General features: G+C 61.3%; 21 protein-coding genes and 1 pseudogene. 16 read left to right on the forward strand and 6 right to left on the reverse strand.

What is annotated here, in order from left to right; genetic code table 11:
* The 6 genes and pseudogenes from ABL914_RS08185 to ABL914_RS08210 all read left to right on the forward strand — a co-directional run.
* Positions 1 to 239, forward strand: a pseudogene (locus tag ABL914_RS08185) (hypothetical protein); the annotation flags it as partial.
* A 170-nt stretch (positions 240 to 409) separates the two neighbouring features.
* Positions 410 to 847, forward strand: coding sequence for a TIGR01244 family sulfur transferase (locus ABL914_RS08190; RefSeq protein WP_391562690.1), 438 nt, complete (start codon positions 410 to 412; stop codon positions 845 to 847).
* A gap of 5 nt (positions 848 to 852) precedes the next feature.
* Positions 853 to 1,266: a hypothetical protein gene (locus ABL914_RS08195; protein ID WP_391562691.1), complete on the forward strand. Its 414-nt coding sequence runs from the start codon at positions 853 to 855 to the stop codon at positions 1,264 to 1,266.
* Positions 1,259 to 2,155 (forward strand): sterol desaturase family protein, encoded by an 897-nt coding sequence (locus ABL914_RS08200; RefSeq protein WP_391562692.1) that lies wholly within the window; start codon positions 1,259 to 1,261, stop codon positions 2,153 to 2,155. Before ABL914_RS08195 ends, ABL914_RS08200 begins: the two co-directional genes overlap by 8 nt.
* Before the next feature lie 58 nt (positions 2,156 to 2,213).
* Entirely contained in the window at positions 2,214 to 3,800 is a 1,587-nt protein-coding gene (locus ABL914_RS08205; RefSeq protein ID WP_391562693.1) for a GMC family oxidoreductase, read from the forward strand.
* A gap of 12 nt (positions 3,801 to 3,812) precedes the next feature.
* Positions 3,813 to 4,274 (forward strand): GreA/GreB family elongation factor, encoded by a 462-nt coding sequence (locus ABL914_RS08210; protein ID WP_391562694.1) that lies wholly within the window; start codon positions 3,813 to 3,815, stop codon positions 4,272 to 4,274.
* Here the strand turns inward: ABL914_RS08210 and ABL914_RS08215 are convergent, their stop codons facing one another.
* A complete protein-coding gene (locus tag ABL914_RS08215) occupies positions 4,275 to 6,020 on the reverse strand; it encodes a DEAD/DEAH box helicase (RefSeq protein WP_391562695.1) in 1,746 nt (581 codons plus the stop codon).
* 130 nt (positions 6,021 to 6,150) lie between these two features.
* Here ABL914_RS08215 and ABL914_RS08220 point away from each other — a divergent pair, with 130 nt between their 5' ends.
* Positions 6,151 to 7,044, forward strand: a complete 894-nt coding sequence (locus tag ABL914_RS08220) for an aminoglycoside phosphotransferase family protein (protein ID WP_391562696.1) — start codon at positions 6,151 to 6,153, stop codon at positions 7,042 to 7,044.
* On the opposite strand, the gene ABL914_RS08225 is transcribed toward ABL914_RS08220, so the two are convergent.
* Positions 7,038 to 7,820 carry an inositol monophosphatase family protein gene (locus tag ABL914_RS08225; protein ID WP_391562697.1) on the reverse strand — a complete coding sequence of 261 codons (783 nt, stop codon included), beginning with the start codon at positions 7,818 to 7,820 and terminating at the stop codon, positions 7,038 to 7,040. The two genes, ABL914_RS08220 and ABL914_RS08225, sit on opposite strands and share 7 nt — an antisense overlap.
* Positions 7,820 to 8,755, reverse strand: a complete 936-nt coding sequence (locus tag ABL914_RS08230; RefSeq protein WP_391562698.1) for a ribose-phosphate pyrophosphokinase — start codon at positions 8,753 to 8,755, stop codon at positions 7,820 to 7,822. The genes ABL914_RS08225 and ABL914_RS08230 overlap by 1 nt, the downstream gene beginning before the upstream one ends.
* A gap of 272 nt (positions 8,756 to 9,027) precedes the next feature.
* Here ABL914_RS08230 and ABL914_RS08235 point away from each other — a divergent pair, with 272 nt between their 5' ends.
* The 5 genes from ABL914_RS08235 to ABL914_RS08255 all read left to right on the forward strand — a co-directional run bounded on the left by ABL914_RS08235 (position 9,028) and on the right by ABL914_RS08255 (position 13,536).
* The gene (locus tag ABL914_RS08235) at positions 9,028 to 9,474 is read left to right on the forward strand and encodes a hypothetical protein (protein ID WP_391562699.1); all 447 of its coding nucleotides are present in this window, start codon (positions 9,028 to 9,030) and stop codon (positions 9,472 to 9,474) included.
* 347 nt (positions 9,475 to 9,821) lie between these two features.
* Complete coding sequence (locus tag ABL914_RS08240) at positions 9,822 to 10,541, forward strand: class I SAM-dependent methyltransferase (RefSeq protein WP_391562700.1); 720 nt, start codon at positions 9,822 to 9,824, stop codon at positions 10,539 to 10,541.
* A gap of 5 nt (positions 10,542 to 10,546) precedes the next feature.
* Positions 10,547 to 10,936, forward strand: coding sequence for a GtrA family protein (locus ABL914_RS08245; RefSeq protein ID WP_391562701.1), 390 nt, complete (start codon positions 10,547 to 10,549; stop codon positions 10,934 to 10,936).
* Positions 10,937 to 11,036: 100 nt separating this feature from the next.
* Entirely contained in the window at positions 11,037 to 12,035 is a 999-nt protein-coding gene (locus tag ABL914_RS08250; RefSeq protein ID WP_391562702.1) for a glycosyltransferase, read from the forward strand.
* Positions 12,025 to 13,536, forward strand: a complete 1,512-nt coding sequence (locus ABL914_RS08255) for a hypothetical protein (protein WP_391562703.1) — start codon at positions 12,025 to 12,027, stop codon at positions 13,534 to 13,536. Before ABL914_RS08250 ends, ABL914_RS08255 begins: the two co-directional genes overlap by 11 nt.
* Before the next feature lie 18 nt (positions 13,537 to 13,554).
* On the opposite strand, the gene glpX is transcribed toward ABL914_RS08255, so the two are convergent.
* Positions 13,555 to 14,538 carry a class II fructose-bisphosphatase gene (glpX, locus tag ABL914_RS08260; protein ID WP_391562704.1) on the reverse strand — a complete coding sequence of 328 codons (984 nt, stop codon included), beginning with the start codon at positions 14,536 to 14,538 and terminating at the stop codon, positions 13,555 to 13,557.
* A 165-nt stretch (positions 14,539 to 14,703) separates the two neighbouring features.
* Here glpX and ABL914_RS08265 point away from each other — a divergent pair, with 165 nt between their 5' ends.
* Positions 14,704 to 15,195, forward strand: a complete 492-nt coding sequence (locus tag ABL914_RS08265; protein ID WP_391562705.1) for a hypothetical protein — start codon at positions 14,704 to 14,706, stop codon at positions 15,193 to 15,195.
* Positions 15,196 to 15,280: 85 nt separating this feature from the next.
* Positions 15,281 to 15,742 (forward strand): hypothetical protein, encoded by a 462-nt coding sequence (locus ABL914_RS08270; RefSeq protein ID WP_391562706.1) that lies wholly within the window; start codon positions 15,281 to 15,283, stop codon positions 15,740 to 15,742.
* Here ABL914_RS08270 and ABL914_RS08275 read toward each other — a convergent pair.
* Complete coding sequence (locus ABL914_RS08275) at positions 15,739 to 17,049, reverse strand: homoserine dehydrogenase (RefSeq protein WP_391562707.1); 1,311 nt, start codon at positions 17,047 to 17,049, stop codon at positions 15,739 to 15,741. The two genes, ABL914_RS08270 and ABL914_RS08275, sit on opposite strands and share 4 nt — an antisense overlap.
* 63 nt (positions 17,050 to 17,112) lie before the next feature.
* The gene (locus tag ABL914_RS08280; RefSeq protein WP_391562708.1) at positions 17,113 to 17,943 is read right to left on the reverse strand and encodes a hypothetical protein; all 831 of its coding nucleotides are present in this window, start codon (positions 17,941 to 17,943) and stop codon (positions 17,113 to 17,115) included.
* Positions 17,944 to 18,297: 354 nt separating this feature from the next.
* On the opposite strand from ABL914_RS08280, the gene ABL914_RS08285 reads away from it, so the two are divergent.
* Both ABL914_RS08285 and ABL914_RS08290 read left to right on the forward strand, forming a co-directional pair.
* Positions 18,298 to 18,960: an energy transducer TonB gene (locus tag ABL914_RS08285; RefSeq protein ID WP_391562709.1), complete on the forward strand. Its 663-nt coding sequence runs from the start codon at positions 18,298 to 18,300 to the stop codon at positions 18,958 to 18,960.
* Between the two features lie 77 nt (positions 18,961 to 19,037).
* Positions 19,038 to 19,796, forward strand: a complete 759-nt coding sequence (locus ABL914_RS08290; RefSeq protein WP_391562710.1) for a MotA/TolQ/ExbB proton channel family protein — start codon at positions 19,038 to 19,040, stop codon at positions 19,794 to 19,796.
* Positions 19,797 to 19,886 lie beyond the last annotated feature (90 nt).

The following is a 19,886-nucleotide window of genomic DNA, read 5'->3' on the forward strand; positions in this document are numbered from 1 at the left end:
CCGCCAAAGCGATCACCGCCGCCACCGCCACTGCTGCCGCCACCGAACGGATCGAAATTATCTTCGCCGAAACCGTCGCGCTTGTCGCGGCCACGGCCACGACGCCCTCTATCAAAACCCATAAAGTCGAACTTACCTTCGTTTCGCCCCAATCAAGACTGCCCGGCGGCGCGGACGAAACGCACCGGGCGACAGGACAAACGGCTGTAAAGCCCTCTCCTCTGCATTTATCCACATAGCCAAGTTTTCCGCCAATGGCGAACGGATTCGCCAAAGCCAATACGTGACCCTGCAACTGTTGTATTTCTGCACATGGCTTTCCGTCATGCCGGGAGTAATCGGTGGAATTGCGAGGTTTTCTGACAGACTGACGCTTGCCACCGGGGCGGCGAATTGGCACAGGGCAGCCATGACGCAGTTCGCCAGAATTTCCGACCGGGTCTTTGCCAGCCCGCAGATTTGCCCTGAAGACGTGGCTAAAGCTGCGTTGCTGGGGGTGAAGTTGATCGTCAACAATCGCCCAGAGGATGAGTCTGACGATCAGACTCCTGGCAGCGTAATCGCGGCCGCGGCCGGGGCCGCTGGCATCGCTTATCTTGCCATCCCGGTAACCCATGTCGGTTTCTCCGACGCCCAGGTCGAAGCCATGGCCAAGGCACTGGCCGATACCGAAGGGCCGGTGCTGGCCTATTGCCGGTCCGGAACCCGATCGACATTGCTTTGGGCACTGGCACAAGCCAGCCGCGGTGCCAGCCCGCACGCGTTGACCGCTGCTGCTGCCGGGGCGGGATACGATCTCACCCCGGTGCGCGCGATCATGGACATGCTTGCGGCGCGGCAGGGCTAGGGGCCATGCTGGGGCAGGTCTTGCAGCTGGCGGGCTCAATCGCGGCGGTGTTGCTGCTGGGGCTGTTGTGTTCGAAGCTGAGGCTTGGCGCCGATGTTCGGATTGGTTCCGAAGCTGAAGCCCGTCAGCTGGCCCGCGATGCACTGTGCGGGTTTGAACCCATTGATCTGGCGCTGGACCGGGCCGGGATCGGCGCGCTGCTGCGCGATGGGCAGGGGCGGGTTATGCTGCTGCGCCGCCACGGCGCTCATTTTGCGGCACGAGAGCTGGATAGCCATGCCTTTGCCCGGTTAGACCGGAATTTCCTGACCCTTGGCACAAGCGAGAGCCAGTTCGGCCGGGTTACGCTCGATCTGGGCGAAAAGGCCCAAAGCTGGGCCAGCAGCCTGCGCCATCTGGGGGGATCGGCCAGTGCCTGAATTCAATCCCGTCGATTTTGCCGTGCCCGGCTTCATCCTGCTGGTCCTGATCGAGATGGTCTGGGCCTGGCGCAAGGCACCTGATAAGTACGAGCCGCGCGATACGCTGATCTCGCTTGGCATGGGCGTGGGCAGCAACGTGACGGGGCTGCTAATGGGCGGATTGATTACGGCGCTGTATTATTGGGCCTGGCAGTTCAGGCTGCTTGATATCGGTTGGCAATGGTGGGCCTGGATCGCCTGTTTCGTGCTCGATGACCTGGCTTACTATTGGTTCCACCGGTTTGCCCACCGGGTGCGTTGGATGTGGGCCGCCCATGTCAACCACCACTCAAGCCAGCACTACAACCTTTCGACTGCACTGCGCCAAACCTGGACCGGCACGATCGCGCTGGGGTTTGTGTTCCGCATGCCGCTGTTGCTGATCGGGTTCCATCCAGTGATGATTTTTTTCTGCGGCGGGATCAACCTGATTTACCAGTTCTGGTTCCACACCGAAGCCATTCACAAATGCCCGCGCTGGTTCGAGGCGGTAATGAACACACCCAGCCACCACAGGGTGCATCACGCCACCAACCCGCTTTATCTGGACCGCAACTATGCCGGTGTGTTCATCATCTGGGACCGGATGTTCGGAACCTTTCAGAGCGAGCTGGAAGGAACGCGAATCCACTATGGGATCGTCAAACAGCTGGGCAGTTTCAATCTGCTGTGGACCGCATTCCACGAATGGATCGGGATCGCCCGCGATGTCTGGAGCGCGCCGTGGGGATCAAAGCTGGGCTATATCTGGCGCCCTCCGGGCTGGACTCACGATGGCAGCCGCGACACCTCAGACGCGTTGCGGGCACTGTGGCTGGCCATGCAAGGCGACGCGCCTGCCGAATAGCATTGCGCAGATTTAACCGCGCGCTTAAATCCTCCCCATAACCAATGGAGTCAGGTGCGTGGATCAGTTTGATGTGATCGTGATTGGTGGCGGCAGCGCAGGCAGCGCTGCTGCTGCAAAATTGGCGGCTGATGGCAGGCTGAAGGTCTGCCTGCTTGAGGCTGGCGGAGCCAACACCAATCTGGCGATCCGGACACCGGGCTTGCTCAGCTTTGCGCCCAAGGCCAGCAACTGGGCCTATGATACCGAACCGATGGGGGGACTGAACGGCCGGATCGGCTATCAGCCGCGCGGCCGCGGGATGGGCGGATCAAGCGCGATCAACGGCATGGTCTATATCCGCGGCAACCAGTGGGATTACGATAATTGGGCGGCGTTGGGCTGCACCGGCTGGGGCTGGCAGGATGTGTTGCCGGTATTCCGAAGTCAGGAAAACAACCAGCGCGGCGGCAACGCCTATCACGGGACGGGCGGCGCGCTCCACGTCTCAGACCAGATTGCCCCCAGCCCGGTCGGCCAGGCTTTCGTCGATGCCGCCAGCCGGCTGCAAATGCCGCTGAACGATGATTTCAACGGCGCGCAGCAGGACGGCTTCGGGCTTTACCAGGTGACCCAGCACAACGGCGAGCGCTGGTCCGCCGCGCGGGCTTTTATCGATCCCTTGGCTGGCAAGCCAAATTTGTCTGTGCGGACCGGCGCCACGGTCGAGAAGATCGTGATCGAGAATGGGCGCGCCACTGGGGTCGCTGTGCGGATAGGCAACCGGCAGGCGGTGATCAAGGCCAGTGGCGGCGTGGTGCTATCGGCCGGGGCCCTCGGCAGCCCGCAGATCTTGATGCTGTCCGGGATCGGACCGGCAGCGCATTTGCGGGATCATGGGATCGGCGTTCAGATCGACAAGCCAGCGGTTGGCGCAGATCTGCAGGACCACTGCGATTTTCTGGTGGGCTATGATCTTGATGACCTCAGCTTGTTCGGAGGCTCCTTGCGCGGGCTGATGAAAGTTGCCAGCGCGTTTATCGAACACCGTCTCAAACGCACCGGTATGCTCACCACCAATTTCGCCGAAAGCGGAGGTTTCGTCAAAATCCGTCCCGATGCCCCGGCACCCGACGTGCAATACCACTTTATCCGGGCAATCATCCAGAACCACGGGCGCGACAAGCCCAAGGAGCACGGCTTCTCGCTCCACGCCTGCGTGCTGCGCCCCGAAAGCCGCGGCTGGGTGAGGCTGAAATCAGCTGATCCGGCGATGGCCCCGGCGATCAATCCCAACTTCCTCTCCGATGAGCGCGATCTTACCCTGCTGCGCGATGCCGCCCGGCTGATGTACCGCATAGCTGAAACCCCGCCGCTGTCGCAGCTGGATGCGCGCGATCGCGATCCGATCGATTACAATGACGATAAAGCGCTTGAAGCCCGTATCCGGGAAACTTCTGATACGATCTATCACCCGGTCGGCACCTGCAGGATGGGCAGCGATGAAGCCGCAGTTGTCGATCCCACGCTCAAGGCGCGCGGGATCGAAGGGCTGTGGGTGGCCGATGCCAGCGTGATGCCGCGGCTCGTCTCGGGCAATACCAACGCGCCCAGCATCATGATCGGCGAACGCGCGGGCGGCTTTGTGAAGGCTGCGCTGGCGTGATATGAAGCCGCAATGAGCGTCGCATTTCGCCGTGAAAGTGATGAGGAGCATCTCGAACCCAAGTTTGAGCTGCCGATCCCGCTTGGCCCCAATCTTGTCACCGCGCGCGGGTTGACCCTGCTCGAAGCGAAAGTGGCCGAACTGGAGGCCGCGCTGCCGGCGATCACGGAAGAAGCCGAGCGCAAGAAGCACCTGCGCGAACTGCGCTATTGGCGCACCCGGCTGGCCACCGCCGAACTGACCGAAGCGCGGGCAGGGGGCGTGGTCGGCTTCGGCAGCCGGGTAGAGCTGCTGCTGAACGACAAGCCCCGCGTGATCGAACTGGTCGGGCATGACGAAGCCGATCCAGTTGCGGGAAAACTGGCGTTTACCGCCCCACTGGCCCGCGCGATGATGGGAGCCGAGGCGGGGGATTTGCTCGATTTTGGCGGGAAAGAGGGGGCGATTGAGGTGGTGGCAAGCACCACAATCTAATTACCCGCGCGGCCCCTTCGGCTTGCCTTTGTGAAACACCCTTGGGCCATTGCCAGCTTTGCTACCTGGCCCGCCCTGGCCGCGGTGCGGCTTGGGAGGTGGGCCGCCGCGGGGTTTGTGCGGGGCGCCGTGCTGCGGGGGGCTTTCGCTTTGCTCGATGGTGATCCCGCTCTCATCGTCGCCATCGATCCCGGCGGTGCGTTTCACGGCGTCGGCAAATTTACGGGCGACGGCTGACGGAACCTGAAAATGGGTTTCGTGCTGGCCGATCCGGATCGCGCCAACTTCGCCCCGGGTAACGTGGCCCCTGCGGCACAGCAGTGGCAGGATCCAGCGGGCGTCGGCGTTTTGCCTGCGGCCGACGTCCATGCGGAACCAGACCACATCGTCAAAGCCGGGGCGGTGACGTTCCACTTGCGCGGCGCGCTGGGCTTCGTGGGTGCCGGGGATCAGTTCTTCGGGCGCGGGCATCGCGGCGCGGTGCGCGCGCACGAGTGCGGCGGCAATGTCTTCGGCGCTGCGTTCGGTCAGCAGCCGGGCGGCGATTTCGCGGTCTTCATCGTCGGCTTCGATCGGCGCAAGCAGCGCCGCGATCAGGCGTTCGCGATCGTTCTTGCGGATGTCGTCAGGGGTTGGCGCTTCGCGCCACTCAGCCTCGATCCGTGCACCGCGCAGCATCGATTCGACCCGCTTGCGGCGCGGATAGGGGACCACGATCACCGCCGTGCCCTTTTTGCCAGCGCGACCGGTCCGGCCCGAGCGGTGCTGGAGCGCTTCGGCATCGCGCGGGATTTCAACATGGACCACCAGGCTTAGCGTCGGCAGATCGATCCCGCGCGCGGCAACGTCGGTTGCCACACAGACCCGGGCGCGGCGATCGCGCAAGGCTTGCAAGGCGTTGTTGCGCTCAGACTGGCTATGCTCGCCTGAAAGCGCGACAGCGGCGAAACCGCGCTCTATCAGCGTGGCATGGAGGTGGCGAACATTGTCACGCGTGGCGCAAAACAGCATCGCGGTTTCGGCTTCGTGAAAGCGCAACAGATTGATTACTGCGTGCTCGATCTGGGCCGGGGCGACCATGACCGCCTGATAGGCGATATCGCCGTGACCGCGATCCTCGCCCACGGTCGAGATCCGCACTGCGTCGTTCTGATAGCGCCGCGCCAGTGCGACAATCGGCTTGGGCATCGTGGCCGAAAACAGCAGCGTGCGGCGCCCGGTGGGCGTGGCATCGAGGATTTCTTCCAGATCCTCGCGAAAGCCCATGTCAAGCATCTCGTCGGCTTCATCGAGCACGATGCTGCGCAAGCCGGTTAGGTTCAGCGCACCGCGTTCAAGGTGATCGCGCAGCCGGCCCGGTGTGCCAACCACGATATGCGCGCCGTGGCTGAGCGCGCGGCGTTCCTTTGATGGATCCATCCCGCCCACGCATGTTGCGATCCGGGCTCCGGCCTTGGCATAGAGCCAGATCAGTTCGCGGCTGACCTGCAGTGCCAGCTCTCGCGTAGGGGCGATCACCAGCGCGAGCGGCGCGGCAGCGGGCGCCAGTGCGGCTTCGGCCAGCAGCTCATCGGCCATGGCGAGGCCAAACGCGACCGTTTTGCCTGATCCGGTCTGGGCCGAAACCACCAGATCGCGGCTTTTGGCGCCAGGCTCGATAACCGCCGACTGGACAGGGGTGAGGGCAGTATAGCCATGCGCGGCAAGCGCTTCGGCAAGAAGCGGGGTTACATCTGGGAAAGTCATGATGAGCGCGCCCTTACAGACAGAATGCGCGTTTGGCTTGCACTGATTTCAGGCCCGCCCGAAACAGCGCTGCGGCGCGGCCTGACACCGGCTTTGCAAACTGCCCAATCTTGCGCCATTGCCGGGCGCGATGTCCCGCACACCCGAACCAGAAATCATCGTCGATTCGAAGACGGTTGCGCAGCTCGTGGCCAGCCAGTGCCCCGAATTGGCCGGTCGCCCGGTAGAATTGCTGGGGCACGGCTGGGACAACTGGCTGTTCCGGCTGGGTGATCAGCATATCGTTCGGCTGCCGCGCCGCGCAGTTGCTGTGGCGCTGCTGGAACATGAAATCAAATGCCTGCCCGGTCTGGCACCGCGCCTGCCGATCCCGATCCCGGTCCCGGTGTTTTGCGGAACCGGGGATTCCAGCTATCGCTGGCCCTGGCTGATTGCGCACAGGTTTGGAGGCGATAACGCGGATCTTGATCCGCCACGGCCCGATCAGGCATCCCGGCTGGCAGAATTCCTGCTGGCCTTGCATTTGCCTCACCGCGGCATGGCACCTTACAATGCCCATCGCGGTGTCGCATTGGGGCAGCGCCATGAAACCATGACCAGCGGCTGGGATGTGCTGGCCAAGCGCGGCGAACCAATTGCCCCGGAATTATCAGCGCTGTGGGAGCGCGCCTGCCAGGCTCCGGCAGATTTTGAGCCCGTCTGGCTGCACGGCGATCTGCACTATGCCAACGTGCTGGTACAAGCCGGCGCGTTCACCGCGATTATCGATTGGGGCGATATCTGCGGCGGTGATCCGGCGACCGATCTGGCGTCATTGTGGATTCTGTTTGATGATCCTGCCGCTCGGCGATTGGGCCTGGCCTCCTATGGCGCCAATGCCGATATGATTGTGCGGGCGATGGGATGGGCGATATCGTTTGGCTCGGTGCTGCTTTCAACTGGCCTTGCCGATAACCCCCGCCACGCTGCAGTCGGACGGGCAACGCTGCGACGGTTGCAGGCCGATCTGGGCCTGGCTCAGTGATTGCAGGCCAGCGCCGCAACCACATCCTCAACTCGTGCCGGATCGCCCAGCGCCAGCACATTGCCATCGCTGGCGGCGTGCAGCGGATCGCCGTTCCAATCGCACATCACCCCGCCGGCACCTTCAACCACCGGGATTAGCGCGGCATAGTCGTGGAGCTTCAGGTTTGCCTCACAAACAAGGTCGAGGTGCCCGCTGGCAAGCATCGCATAGTTATAGCAATCGCCGCCCATCACCATCCGCTTGTGATCGGTCTTTGCGGCTAGCGCCATGAAGTGCTGGCCTTGATGATCGTCAAAATAGTGTGGCCCGGTGGTGGCAAGCGCAGCCTCGGCCAGATTAGGACACGGGCGGGTTCGTACTGGCACACCGTTGAAGGTGGTTGGCTTGCCGGTGATCCCGATCCAGCGCTCACCCAGAATTGCCTGATCGATCAACCCCATAACCGGCCAGCCTTCCTGAACCAGCGCAATCAAAGTGCCAAAGATCGGGCGCCCGGCCATGAACGCGGTAGTCCCGTCGATCGGATCGAGCACCCAGGTCCGGCCCGATGTGCCGGTGGTCGCGCCAAACTCCTCGCCGTGGATCGCATCATTCGGAAATGCAGCCTCGATCAGCGCGCGCATCGCCTGTTCGGCGCCGCGATCGGCTTCGGTCACCGGCGTACGATCAGCCTTGCGCTCCCCGGGCGTACCCGTGCGGAACAGCGGCTGAATTACAGCGCGCGCCGCATCAGCAAGGCGGTTCGCCAGCGCGAGTTCGGCGTCATAGGCCATCAGTCCCACAAACTCGAAACCGAGCTTTCCTCAGCAATGCGGTGGATCGCCTCGCCGATCAGCGGGGCGATTGAAATGGTCCGGATCTTCGCGGCGGCCCGGGTTGCCTCGCTCGGTTGGATCGAATCGGTGATCACCAGTTCCTTGAGCGCCGATTTCTGCACCCGCTCGGCCGCGATGCCTGAAAGGACACCGTGGGTGAGATAGGCTGTGACCGATTTCGCGCCCGAATCCATCAAGGCCTGCGCGGCGTTGCACAGCGTTCCGCCCGAATCGATGATGTCATCTATCAGGATGCAATCCCAGCCTTTCACATCGCCGATGATGTTCATCACTTCGCTGCTGCCCGGCTTGTCACGGCGCTTGTCGACGATCGAAAGCGGCGCATTGCCCAGCCGCCGGGCCAGCGCGCGAGCGCGGACCACACCGCCGACATCGGGCGATACAACCATCAGGTTTTCGCCGCCGCTGCGTTGCAGGATATCGGCCGCCATAACTGGCGCGCCATAAAGGTTGTCGGTTGGGATATCGAAAAAGCCCTGGATCTGCCCGGCGTGCAGATCCACCGCCAGCACCCGGTCAGCGCCGGCTTCGGTGATCAGATTGGCGACCAGTTTGGCGGAAATCGGGGTGCGCGGGCCCGGTTTACGGTCTTGCCGGGCATAGCCAAAATAGGGAATCACGGCGGTGATCCGCTTGGCCGAAGAGCGGCGCAGAGCATCGATGCAGATCAGCAGTTCCATCAGGTTATCATTTGCCGGTGCGCTAGTCGATTGCAGCACGAAGACATCTTCGCCGCGCACGTTTTCGTGAATTTCGACAAACACTTCGTCATCGGCAAAGCGGCGTACGTCTGCATTGGTCAGCGGCAGCTCAAGATAGCCCGCGATCGCCCGTGCCAGCGGCAGGTTTGAATTTCCGGCCAAGAGTTTCATGAAAGGTGCCTTGTTGTGCCCTGCGATGTGAGCGGCTCTAGCGAGGCTTCCTGTGATTGCAAGAGTGGCGCAGAACGCGGCGCGGACAACAGCGGGTGGTGAATAATTGCCTGTACTGCCCGCATCGCCAAGGAATCGCGCCTTGAGGGGAGTGCGCCTTTTTCAAAGTGCAGGCGCAATTTGCCATCTTGATACTCAAAAATATGGCGCGTTTATCCAACACCGTATGGTCGCTCGCTTGTAGGAAGGGCGTGAATACGAGAGGATCGCACATGACCAAATCTGAATCCACCAGGGCAACAAGCCGCCTGGCACCGTTCCGTGCCTTGGCCGCTGGTCTTGCCCTATCGCTTGCAATTCCGATCTTCGCCTCGGCCCAGTCTCTCGAATATTTTCCGCAGCCCGATAGAGTCGCCGCAGCGGGCGATGAGGCTCGATTCTGGTATTCTCGGGGTATTGATGAATACAACCGAGCAGTAAGCGCGGAGAAATCTGGGAATTACAAGGAAGCGTGTCGAAACTACAAGCATGCGGCAGGTTCGTTTGATTTATCCCTATCGGAACTAAAGCTGCAATATATGGAGAATAAGACTGTTCAAGTAGGCTGGACATACGACGGCGGTGGAATCAATTCAAACCAGCGGCAAGCTAGAACGGCGAAGGCCACAGCAAAGCTGGCCGCAAAGCGAGCCTGCGCCATGGAAAAAGCCGCCCGGTAATCGGCGCGAATTGCAGGGGGCATCAGCAAATCGTCAGTCCCGGCTCACTGCTGGTTGCGGTGTTCGCCCGAAACCTAGCGGACTGTCCTTGGCGCGATTTGGCCAACGGCAGCTCATGATAGCCCGCGATCGCCCGTGCCAGGTTTGAATTTCCGGCCAGCAGCATCATGACCAAGCTCCCTGCTAGATCTGTTGCGACCTGCTCTCAATGCGCGGCCTTGCGATTGTAATCGGGGAAGGCGAAACAGCGGCGCAAAACTGTGCATGGCCTTGGGCCAGGGGGAATTTTGGCTGTTCGCAGGCCGGGCTTGGCGATATGGCCGCGGCGATCTGAAGGGTGGCACGCGATGAATTCCGATGCATTTGCCTATGAAGGCGCAGAGCTGGAGCATTTCGCGCTGGCGCTGAACTGGAAGCGCTATGTCAAAGCGCGGTTGGCGCCGTTCCTGGCCGGGCAGGTGGTTGAAGTTGGAGCTGGGTTGGGCGAAACGGCGCGCACATTGCGGCCTGGGCTCGATCTGGAAAGCTGGCTTTGCATCGAACCGGATCCGGCGATGGCTGCGCAGATTGGGGCATTGGCCGCAAGCGGCGCGCTGGGCGAAGGAGTTTCGGTTCTGGCGGGAACGCTGCGTGAAATGCCCGCCGAAGCGCGCGCCGATACGGTGATCTATGTCGATGTGCTTGAACATATTGAGCACGATGCAGCCGAACTGCGCGCTGCCGCAGAACTGCTGCGGCCTGGCGGTAGGCTTGTGGTCCTGGCACCGGCATACAACTATCTGTTCTCACCTTTCGACAAAGCGGTGGGACACTATCGGCGCTATACCAAAACCATGCTGCGCGCGATTTTGCCTGCTGGGCTAAGCGAGGAGGCAGCGTTCTATATGGATTCGGTGGGATTGATGGCCTCGCTGGCGAACAAGTTGCTGCTCAAGCAATCACTGCCAAGCGCTGATCAGGTGAAAGTCTGGGACCGGTTGATGGTGCCGGTTTCGCGCTTGATCGATCCGCTGCTGGGGCACAGCTGTGGGCGCAGCGTGGTGCTGGTCTGGCGCAAGCCGGGCTAGGCGCGATGCAGCAGCCGCCTTCACAAACCCTGGGTTCGCTGCTGCGCTTCATCGGCGTTGGCCTTTGTGCAACAGGGCTGTATCTAGCGCTGTCGATCGTGCTGCTGAACCGTGGATTAAATCCGCAAATCTGCAATATTGTTGCTTTTATTTTTAGTACGCTTGCGTCATATTTGGGGCATTATTTCTTCACTTTTAAATCTAACCAGAGCCACTACAGGACTGGGTCCCAATTTGTATTTATAACTTTTGCGATTATGGGACTATGTCTCTTGATTCAATTAATCGCTTTAAGCATCGGATTTTCTGCAAAGTGGGCAGCTGTTGTTGTTGCTGTCACCTATCCTCCTCTCAGTTTCATTGCCAACTCGCTCTTGACCTTCGCCAAGCGCTGAAATATCGCATTTTTGCTGCGCGGCACCGCATTGCTGGGCGACTATGGGGGTCCTGAATGCTGCGCATCCAATGCTTCATTGACCAGATGGTGCTTCGCGCATGACCGCTGGGGACCAACGCTTGCTCCAGATTGTAATGCCGGTTTTCAACGATTGGGAATCTGCACAATTCCTGCTGGCCGATATCGAACGCGAATTTGCGGATGAGGCGGTCACCATTGAAGCTGTGCTGGTTGATGATGGTTCGATCCAGGCTGGGCCTGCGGCGATTCCGGCTGGCCCCCGGATCAGCAAAATCACCTGCCTAAAGCTGGGCTGCAATGTTGGCCACCAGCGCGCGATCGCTATCGGTTTGACCGAGATCGCCAGCCACTCACCCACCGGGCATGTGGCGATAATGGATTCTGACGGGGAAGATCGCCCGGCAGAGCTGCGCCGCCTGTATACCATGGCGCAGGAGGATCAGACCGTGGCGCTTGTCGCGCAGCGCGCACAGCGATCGGAGTCGTTCCTGTTTCGCTTGTTTTACCGGATCTATCTGGGGCTGTTCCGGTATCTGACCGGGCAGCGGATCAACTTTGGCAATTTCGCGATCCTGCCCGCCGGGATGGTTGGCCGGATAGTGCGCGATCAGAATGTGTGGAACCATTTTGCCGCCGCATTGCTGCGTTCGCGGATTCCGATCCGGTTCGTGCCAACCCGGCGTGGGACACGTTATGTCGGCCAGTCGAAAATGAACTTCGTTTCGCTGATCGCACATGGCCTGGGTGCAATCTCGGTCTTTACCGAGGCCGTGTTCATCCGCATTCTGATCGTTAGCGCGGTGATGCTGGCCCTTTCGATGGGGGTCACCGGACTGGCGCTCTACTTCAAATTCTTCACGGCTATGGCCTTGCCCAATTGGGCCACCACGGTGCTGGGCTTTGCAATTGTCATTTCGTTTCAGGCCCTGATGATGCCGATCCTGATGGCATTCATGCTGCTCAATTCGCGGGCTCACATCCAGCCCGTGCTTAGCCGGGTGGTGCTGGACTATGTGGCCGAGCGGATCGACCTGACGGCGCGGATCAAGGGCAAAAGGGCGGGCCGTGCCGGATAGCGGTCCGGGCGGCCAGTCCAGGCGGCAAATACGGGTCGGCATCGCGGTGGCGGCGGTATTCTGGTTGATGCTGGCACTGGCCGGCTTCCCCCGTGCCTATCCCGATGATGCGATCATGATTGGCCCCGCGCTGGGGCTGCGCGATCACGGTTTTCTCGATAACGTCTTCCTCAGCCGGGCCTTCTATCCAGAACCGGCCTATCTGTTTTATCCGCCGACATTTTCCTGGGCACTGCTGGGCTGGATTTCGCTTTTCGGCCAATCGCTAAAGGCCTTGGCGCTATTTTGGGCGGCATGCTGTATCGCCGCAAGCATTGCCTTGGGCACGCTCATATCGCGGCTGGGCCGGATATCCTGGGGCATTCCGGCCGCCTGCGTGCTGCTCTTGGGCTGCGTCGCTTATTCGGGCATCCGGATGGAGATTCTGGGTTTTGCCACTTTCTTTTGGGGCGTGATGCTAACCAGCAACGGGCGAGCGCACTGGCGCGGGCCGGGCTATTTTCTGTTGTTTGTAACACCAACTATTGCCCCAACGTTCCTGGCCTTCTGCCTTGTGGCCAGCCTGGCGCTGTTTGTTCGGCGGATCAGCGCGCGCGAACTGGTGCTTGCTGGAGGCGGCCTTGCGCTGGCCTGCCTGGTGCTGATCCTCGCCTGTCAGGGCGACGTCGGCGGACTTGCCCGCACGATGTACAAGTACAGCTCGATCCGGGTCGGGATCGGCGGGCGCGGGGATTTCCTGCAAAATCTGGTGCGTGTACTCGGGTTGGGCGTGATCATGACCGCGGCTATCTGCCTGGTCCGGATCAAGGCACTGGGCGAAAAAGTGATGTCGGCGCATGTCATGGTGCCGGTATTGCTGACCACCGGGTTTGCGCTGTCGGTCGCAACCCACAGCCGCCCTTCGATCTGGATCGCCTATACTCTGGGGCAGCTGTTCCTGCTGGCACTGACCGGGCAGGCGCTGCTGAAGCATGCGCAGGCAATTGGCGCTGGCTGGGCAAGCTTGGCGCGCTTGGCAACCTGGCCGGTCATGCCAATTGGCCTTCTGGTCTTTCTGGCGGCGTTCAATGGGCACTATGCCGCGCGTTATGCGCCGGTACCGCTTTCGCCAGGACTGACCGCAATTGCCCGAACCGCGGTTGAAGGCGCCCCTGCCGCTGACATGGTTTTTGCCGATGCGGCGGTGTTTGGCGCGCTTGATTTCCCCACGGCCCGGCCGATGCGCGATGCCATGGTGGTCAATCCGTGGCCAGATTATCTGCAGGATTTCAAGGCGATCCCCAAGGGGCAGACCTGGGTTCTCAGCTTGTCAAATTTCCTTGCGCTCAGCCAGAATGGAGGCGGGCGCGTGGCTCAGACCCCGCGGCTGGCACGCTATCTGGTTGCACCCGGCGGTGCGCGGGTTGATGCCGAGCAAGTCTGTGTCTTGCGCGCCGATGCGTCGGTTGTGATTGCGCAGGATATCGACGCCGCGGTTAGGCGATATTGCCGCGCCGGCTAGAGCGCGCCAGCAGCCTGTTTACTTGGCGCGGTGTTCGCCCGAAACCCAGCGGACCGTGCCCGAACTGGCCCGCATCACAACCGAATTGGTGGTCAGCACGCCACCCTTGTGGCGCTTCACTCCTTTGAGCAGCGATCCATCGGTGACCCCGGTTGCAGCGAAGATGCAATCACCTTTTGCCAGCTCTTCCAGTTTGTAGATCTTGTTCAGATCCTCAATCCCCCACTTGGCGGCGCGCATCCGCTCATCATCGTTGCGGAAGATCAGGCGGCCGTTGAATTGCCCGCCGACACAGCGCAGTGCGGCTGCCGCCAGAACGCCTTCAGGGGCGCCGCCCGAACCCATGTAAAGATCGATATTGGTATCTTCGTTGGTCACCGCGATTACGCCCGCCACATCCCCATCAGGGATCAAGGCAACCCCGCAGCCCAGTGCGCGCAGCTCGGCGATCAAATCCGCATGGCGCGGCCGATCCAGAACGCAAACGATAATATCGCCCGGCTCCACACCTTTGGCCGCAGCCACCGCGCGGACGTTTTCAGTCGGGCTTTTGGCCAGATCGATAATCCCATCTGGATAGCCCGGCCCCACCGCCAGCTTGTCCATATAAACATCCGGAGCGTTCAGCAGGTTGCCTTCTTCGGCGCAGGCCAGCACCGCCAGCGCATTGGGGCCAGCCTTGGCCGTGATCGTGGTGCCTTCCAGCGGATCGAGCGCAATGTCGATCTTGGGTCCGGTGCCCTGCGCACCGCCAACCTTTTCACCGATATAAAGCATCGGGGCTTCATCGCGTTCGCCTTCGCCGATCACCACGGTGCCGTCGATCGCCAGCCCATCGAACGCCAATCGCATGGCTTCAACCGCAGCTGCATCAGCGGCCTTTTCATCGCCGCGCCCGATCAGCTTCGAGGCGCTGATCGCTGCAGTTTCGGTAACCCGAACCATTTCGAGCACAAGCGCACGGTCAAGAACTTTGGATGCTGCGGGTTTGTTAGATGTCATCTTGATCGGCTCGCCTTTGACGAAGGGGACTGTGCATAGGTATGTGAAGCGCGCTTAGACGCGGCTTGTGACAATGTCGAGTGTAGCTAGCTACTTGCAAGAATTGCGGGGCAAGGTATAGCGCGCAGCAGGTCGGGCGTCTGCTTTAGAATTAGGAGAGTTCCAATGATTTCAAGGTTGATCGGCGCCACGCGCGTCGGCCTGATGGGCGTGGCGATGGCTGCTGCACTGGCTCCGGCGGTAACCCAGGCCGAAGATAATTCGGTCAAGCGCAAGCTGGATAGCATGGGCCAGAAGTATGAAATCGACAAAGACGGCGATTTCAAAATGACCTTCAAGTTTTCCGAAGACAACCGCACCCAGGTGGTGTTTGTCTCAGGCAAGGTTGAAGAAGCAGCTCCTTTGATGATCCGCCAGGTTTTTGGCCCGGTCGCCAATGTTGAAGATGACAATATCAAGAGCAAGGCACTGGATTTGCTGCGTGACAATTTCGGGTTGCGGATCGGCGCCTATGAAATTTCAGGCGATTATCTGATTTTCAACGTGAAGCTTCACGATGGCGCCAGCGTCAAGGAACTGGAAAAGGCGATTCATCTGGTTGCCGGTGTGGCCGATGAAAAAGAAAAGGAAATCAGCGGGACCCGGGATACTTACTGATCCTGAGGGCTGCTGAAATCTATTCAGCCAAGATTAACCGAAAAACCCGTCCCTGCTCCTAACCGGGGCAGGGACGGGAGTGGTAATGCGGCGCTATCGGTTTGGCTTTGTGGTGCTGGCGTTGGCCGCCGCGCCTGCCATCGCCGAACAAGCTTCAGGCCCGGTTGATCCGGGCCGGCGGGTCGATGAACTGATCGACACGTCCAGGCAGGCCTTTGGCGAAGCTGAACCGCAACGCCAAAGCTGCGCTCAGGCCGATCCCAACGAAATTGTCGTCTGTGTTGATCGCGGCCGCGATCAGCGGGTTGCTTCAACCGCGCAAACCGATCCCAATTCGCTGGCTGCCCGGCGCGCGCTTGATGGAAATATTCCCAGCGCTCCCTTTGTTGGCTCAATCCGGTGCCGCAAAGGCGCAGACGGGGTTTGCCGGGGAAACATGGGAAGCGCCCCGGTTCCAGCCTATTTCGTCGATGTCACAGCGCTGCCGCAGGCCCCTGAAGGTTCGGATGCAGACAGGATTGCCAAGGGCGAAATCGCCGCGCCCTAGTTTTCCAGAATATGCAGCACCAGCGGTGGTTCGCTTAGGCTCTCTGATCCCTCAAGCAGCCTGACCGCTTCGCTCACCGCGCTTTCGGGCCCTTCGTGGGTTACCAGGGCAACCATCACTTCGCCGGCATCCCCGGCGCGGCCCTTTTGAATAAGGCTTTCGATTGAAACCCCGGCATCGCGCAGCGCGGCGGCGATTTCTGCCAGCACGCCCGGGCGATCCTTGACCATGAAGCGCAAGTAGGCCCGGCTCAGCCGGTGTCCGGTCGGGGCGGGGGGCTTGGCCTCCAGTTCGCCAACCGGAACCGAGAAGGCATTGTCCACCTCAGCGCCGCGCATCATTGAGCGCGCGATGTCGATGATATCGGCCACCACGGCGCTGGCGGTTGGGCCATCGCCCGCGCCCGCACCTTGGAACAGCAAGCGGCCCGAAAAATTGCCCTCAGCCACAACCGCATTGGTTGCCCCGTCAACATGGGCCAGCGGGTGATCCATCGGCACCAGGTGCGGTTGAACCCGCTGAAACAGACCATCATCGCCAGCTTCGGCCATGCCGATCAGGCGGATCACATAGCCCAGCGCATCGGCCTGGGCGATATCGGCGGCGCGCAGCCGCGTGATCCCCGAAGCGGCCACTCCGGCAAAATCAAGCCTCGTGCCAAATGCGATAGCGGCCAGGATGGAAAGCTTGTGGGCAGCGTCGATCCCTTCGACATCGAAGGTCGGGTCAGTTTCAGCATAACCCAGCGCCTGCGTTTCGGACAGAACATCGGCGAAATCACGGCCCGAATCTTCCATCACGGTAAGGATGTAGTTGCAGGTTCCGTTGAGGATTCCGTAAACCCGCTCGATCGCATTGGCCGCTGCACCTTCGCGCAGGCCCTTGATCACCGGGATCCCGCCAGCCACCGCCGCTTCGAACTTCAGGGCAACCTTGTGCTCCTCGGCCTTGCCGGCCAGTTCCAGCCCATGGTGGGCGATCATTGCCTTGTTGGCGGTGACCAGCGCCTTGCCGGCCTCAATCGTGGTACGCGCCAGCGCCAGCGCCGGGCCATCTGATCCGCCGACCATTTCGACCACAACGTCAACGTCGCCGCGCTCGCCCAGGATCACCATATCGTCTTCCCACGCATATGGCGATAGATCGACCCCGCGGTTGCGGCTGCGATCGCGGGCCGAAACAACGGTGATTGTGATCGGGCGCCCTGCGCGCCGCTCGATCAGGGCGCGGTTGGCCTCGATCAGGCGGATCACGCCAAGGCCAACGGTGCCCAATCCGGCAAGTGCAATTTTAAGCGGCTCGGCCATGGAAGCTCCCTGTTCGCGAGCCGGGCCTTAGGCACCGTCCGTGCGGCGGGCAAGCCCTGAAAGCTAGCGGCGGATCCGGGGGCACGGCCCCAGCTGGACCATGACAAAGGCATAGTCACGCGCTGCGGCCACCCGGTCAGCCGGTGCATCAGAGATGTTCGCAGGCTGCGGCAGGCCAGCCGGCAGGAAGCAGGCTAATCGATACCAGCCCAAGGTATCGCGCGCGGGCGCTCCATCGCTGGCGACCAGTTCAGAAAACGAAACCCCCCAGCGCGGGGCCTGCCCCGGTGCCCGCCGCACCGTGATCGCGGCCGGTTCGCCATTGGCGGCGGTCAGGAAAATCTGGGTCTCCCCGGCACCGGCCAGATCGCCTGGAACATGGATTGCCTCGCGCACACCGCTAATCCGCTGCGGTGCGCCGGCACTATAGAGCTCGCCCAGCACGCCCTTTACCCGCTGTTCAAGCGCGGGATCCCACAGCAATTGGGCGTCGGGCGCAGTCAACTGAATCTCGCCGGGCCGGGATGGCACCGGCCGGGCGAACAGGATCACGACCCGCTTCTTGAGCTTGGGCACCTTGCCCTTGGGATCAAGCGGAACATCAACCAGATAACGCAGCGCTTCGCCCACCGGGGTGCTGCCGGCGATCAGGGCTTCGGTTTTGGCTTCGATATAAAGCCGGGCCCAACCCGGACGCAGGCCCGGCGCGCGGGCGGGTTCGACCAAGGCGACCTTGCGCACTTTGGCGCGGATCACCAGTGGGGCCTGGTCAGAAAGGTCTGCCAGGTCGGCATAGCTGGGCGGCAAGGGCGGGGGAATCGGCGAATCAGCAATGCCCGCAGCAGGCTGATTTGCCGCCATCAGCAACAGGATAACAGCAGTCAGGCGGGCCAACTTACGTTTCAATCCGGAACCTGTCATTGCTACTCCACCTTGCCGAGCCGGCTGCAACCGCAGGAATCAGCGGCATTTCCGGTCATCACAACATTACCACAGTTGAATCGAAGGTTAACGGATAAACCGTTGCGCCAAAGCGATCACGAAGCTAATGATTCGTCATAACCGGGCCAAACACAACAACGGCCCGCGATCTGGATATGGATGCGTCGGGCGCATTCCGCAGTATCCCGGATTGACCCATCAGGGTGGATAATAACGTTTTAGGGGCGCCTGCCCTTTCCTTCGGGAGGAGTGGGCGTTGGGTCCGGGCCTTGGCCCGGGGGGATTGTCATGGAGTGATGCATCTGAATGGCCTACGCTGACCAAGAGATGAGCGGCAACAGGATTGCCGCATTTGTCCTAGTCGCCCTTCTGCACCTCGCCCTAGGCTATGCGCTGGTTACCGGCCTTGCCTATGAAGGGTTCAAGGCTGTGGTGAAGAAGGTGACGACCGTCGACATCAAAAAAGATGAACCCAAAAAGGAAGAGAAGCCACCTCCACCCAAGAAGGATGTGACTCCTCCGCCAATCGTTGTGCCGCCGCCGCGGATCAACCTTTCGCCGCCGCAGACCAATATACAAACGGTCACGTCAGCTGCTCCCGTGCGTCCAACTCAGACGTTTGAGCCGCTGGCAACTGCGACAGCAGTGGCAACGAAAGAGCCGCCGAAGGCTCCCCCCGTGCAAGGCAAGCCCAAGGGCAATCCGGGCGGCTGGGTGACCAACGACGACTATCCGACCCGGGCGATGCGTGAAGAGCGGCAGGGAACCACTGGTTTCCGGTTGACTTATGGCGCGGATGGCAGGCCAACCAGCTGCGATATCACCTCTTCAAGCGGCAGCCCGGATCTGGATTCAACTGCTTGCTCACTGCTGATGCGGCGTGCCAGGTTCGTCCCCGGGATGGAAGATGGCAGGCCAACCGGTGGATCGTGGAGCAGCCGTTTCCGCTGGGTTATCCCGGAAGAGTAAGTTTTGGCGGGGCCCGGCGAACGGCCGGGATCCCAATGGGTACAACGTTTCAATTTCTTCTTTGAGAGGACTATCGCATGGTTTTTGAACTTCTTGCTGCCGGCGCTGCCGCGGCTCCGCAGAACAAGTTTGGCTTCGCAGAAGCTCTGGAGCAGGGCGGTTTCATCGCTTATGCCACCGTCATCATCCTGGGCGTCATGTCGTTCGGTTCGTTCTTCATCCTGATCACCAAGTGGATTGAGCAGAACAAGATCATCAGCCAGTACAAGGCTGCTCGCACGAACTTCTGGCGCGCACCGTCGCTCAAGGAAGGCGCTGCCAAGCTCGACAAGAACAGCGCCTGGCGCCAGATTGTTGATGATGGCCTGACCGCTGAAGACCAGCACAGCAAAATGACCGATTCGATGGAAGCCCACGATTGGCTGCACGGTTCGCTGGCCCGCTCGGAAGCTTCGATCAATGCTCGTCTTGCTGGCGGCCTGCCGTTCCTGGCGACCGTTGGTGCAACCTCGCCGTTCATCGGTCTGTTTGGTACCGTGGTCGGCATCTACCGCGCGCTGATCGCAATCGGCATTGCCGGTTCGGCATCGATCGACAAGGTTGCTGGCCCGGTTGGTGAAGCGCTGATCATGACCGCACTCGGTCTGCTGGTGGCCGTTCCGGCCGTGCTCGCCTACAACTATCTGCAGGCCCGCAACAAGCGCATCGCAGAGAACCTCTCGGGCTTCTCGACCGACGTGCTGGCCAACATCAACTCGAAGGGTGCCGTAAAGCCCGCTATGGCTGCTGCACCGGCCGCCAAGCCCGCCGCCGCTGCCCCGGCCGCCAAGGCCTGAGCGCAGAGCTGAGCATGATGCGGACGGTGAACCGTCCGCATCACGCCCGGACCAGGGTCACGGCAACTGCCCAAATGGGCAGCAAGCCGG

The sequence above is a fragment of the Novosphingobium sp. genome (assembly GCF_040079535.1).
Lineage (GTDB): Bacteria > Pseudomonadota > Alphaproteobacteria > Sphingomonadales > Sphingomonadaceae > Novosphingobium.

Bases quoted from the DNA above. Each gene is read 5' to 3' on its own strand.
- ABL914_RS08210 (WP_391562694.1), top strand. From the start codon at position 3,813: ATGAGCGTCGCATTTCGCCGTGAAAGTGATGAGGAGCATCTCGAACCC.
- ABL914_RS08290 (WP_391562710.1), top strand. From the start codon at position 19,038: ATGGTTTTTGAACTTCTTGCTGCCGGCGCTGCCGCGGCTCCGCAGAAC.
- glpX (WP_391562704.1), bottom strand. From the start codon at position 14,538: ATGACATCTAACAAACCCGCAGCATCCAAAGTTCTTGACCGTGCGCTT.
- ABL914_RS08275 (WP_391562707.1), bottom strand. From the start codon at position 17,049: ATGGCCGAGCCGCTTAAAATTGCACTTGCCGGATTGGGCACCGTTGGC.
- ABL914_RS08190 (WP_391562690.1), top strand. From the start codon at position 410: ATGACGCAGTTCGCCAGAATTTCCGACCGGGTCTTTGCCAGCCCGCAG.
- ABL914_RS08235 (WP_391562699.1), top strand. From the start codon at position 9,028: ATGACCAAATCTGAATCCACCAGGGCAACAAGCCGCCTGGCACCGTTC.
- ABL914_RS08285 (WP_391562709.1), top strand. From the start codon at position 18,298: ATGGCCTACGCTGACCAAGAGATGAGCGGCAACAGGATTGCCGCATTT.
- ABL914_RS08270 (WP_391562706.1), top strand. From the start codon at position 15,281: ATGCGGCGCTATCGGTTTGGCTTTGTGGTGCTGGCGTTGGCCGCCGCG.
- ABL914_RS08240 (WP_391562700.1), top strand. From the start codon at position 9,822: ATGAATTCCGATGCATTTGCCTATGAAGGCGCAGAGCTGGAGCATTTC.
- ABL914_RS08245 (WP_391562701.1), top strand. From the start codon at position 10,547: ATGCAGCAGCCGCCTTCACAAACCCTGGGTTCGCTGCTGCGCTTCATC.
- ABL914_RS08250 (WP_391562702.1), top strand. From the start codon at position 11,037: ATGACCGCTGGGGACCAACGCTTGCTCCAGATTGTAATGCCGGTTTTC.
- ABL914_RS08265 (WP_391562705.1), top strand. From the start codon at position 14,704: ATGATTTCAAGGTTGATCGGCGCCACGCGCGTCGGCCTGATGGGCGTG.
- ABL914_RS08215 (WP_391562695.1), bottom strand. From the start codon at position 6,020: ATGACTTTCCCAGATGTAACCCCGCTTCTTGCCGAAGCGCTTGCCGCG.
- ABL914_RS08225 (WP_391562697.1), bottom strand. From the start codon at position 7,820: ATGGCCTATGACGCCGAACTCGCGCTGGCGAACCGCCTTGCTGATGCG.
- ABL914_RS08195 (WP_391562691.1), top strand. From the start codon at position 853: ATGCTGGGGCAGGTCTTGCAGCTGGCGGGCTCAATCGCGGCGGTGTTG.
- ABL914_RS08220 (WP_391562696.1), top strand. From the start codon at position 6,151: ATGTCCCGCACACCCGAACCAGAAATCATCGTCGATTCGAAGACGGTT.
- ABL914_RS08230 (WP_391562698.1), bottom strand. From the start codon at position 8,755: ATGAAACTCTTGGCCGGAAATTCAAACCTGCCGCTGGCACGGGCGATC.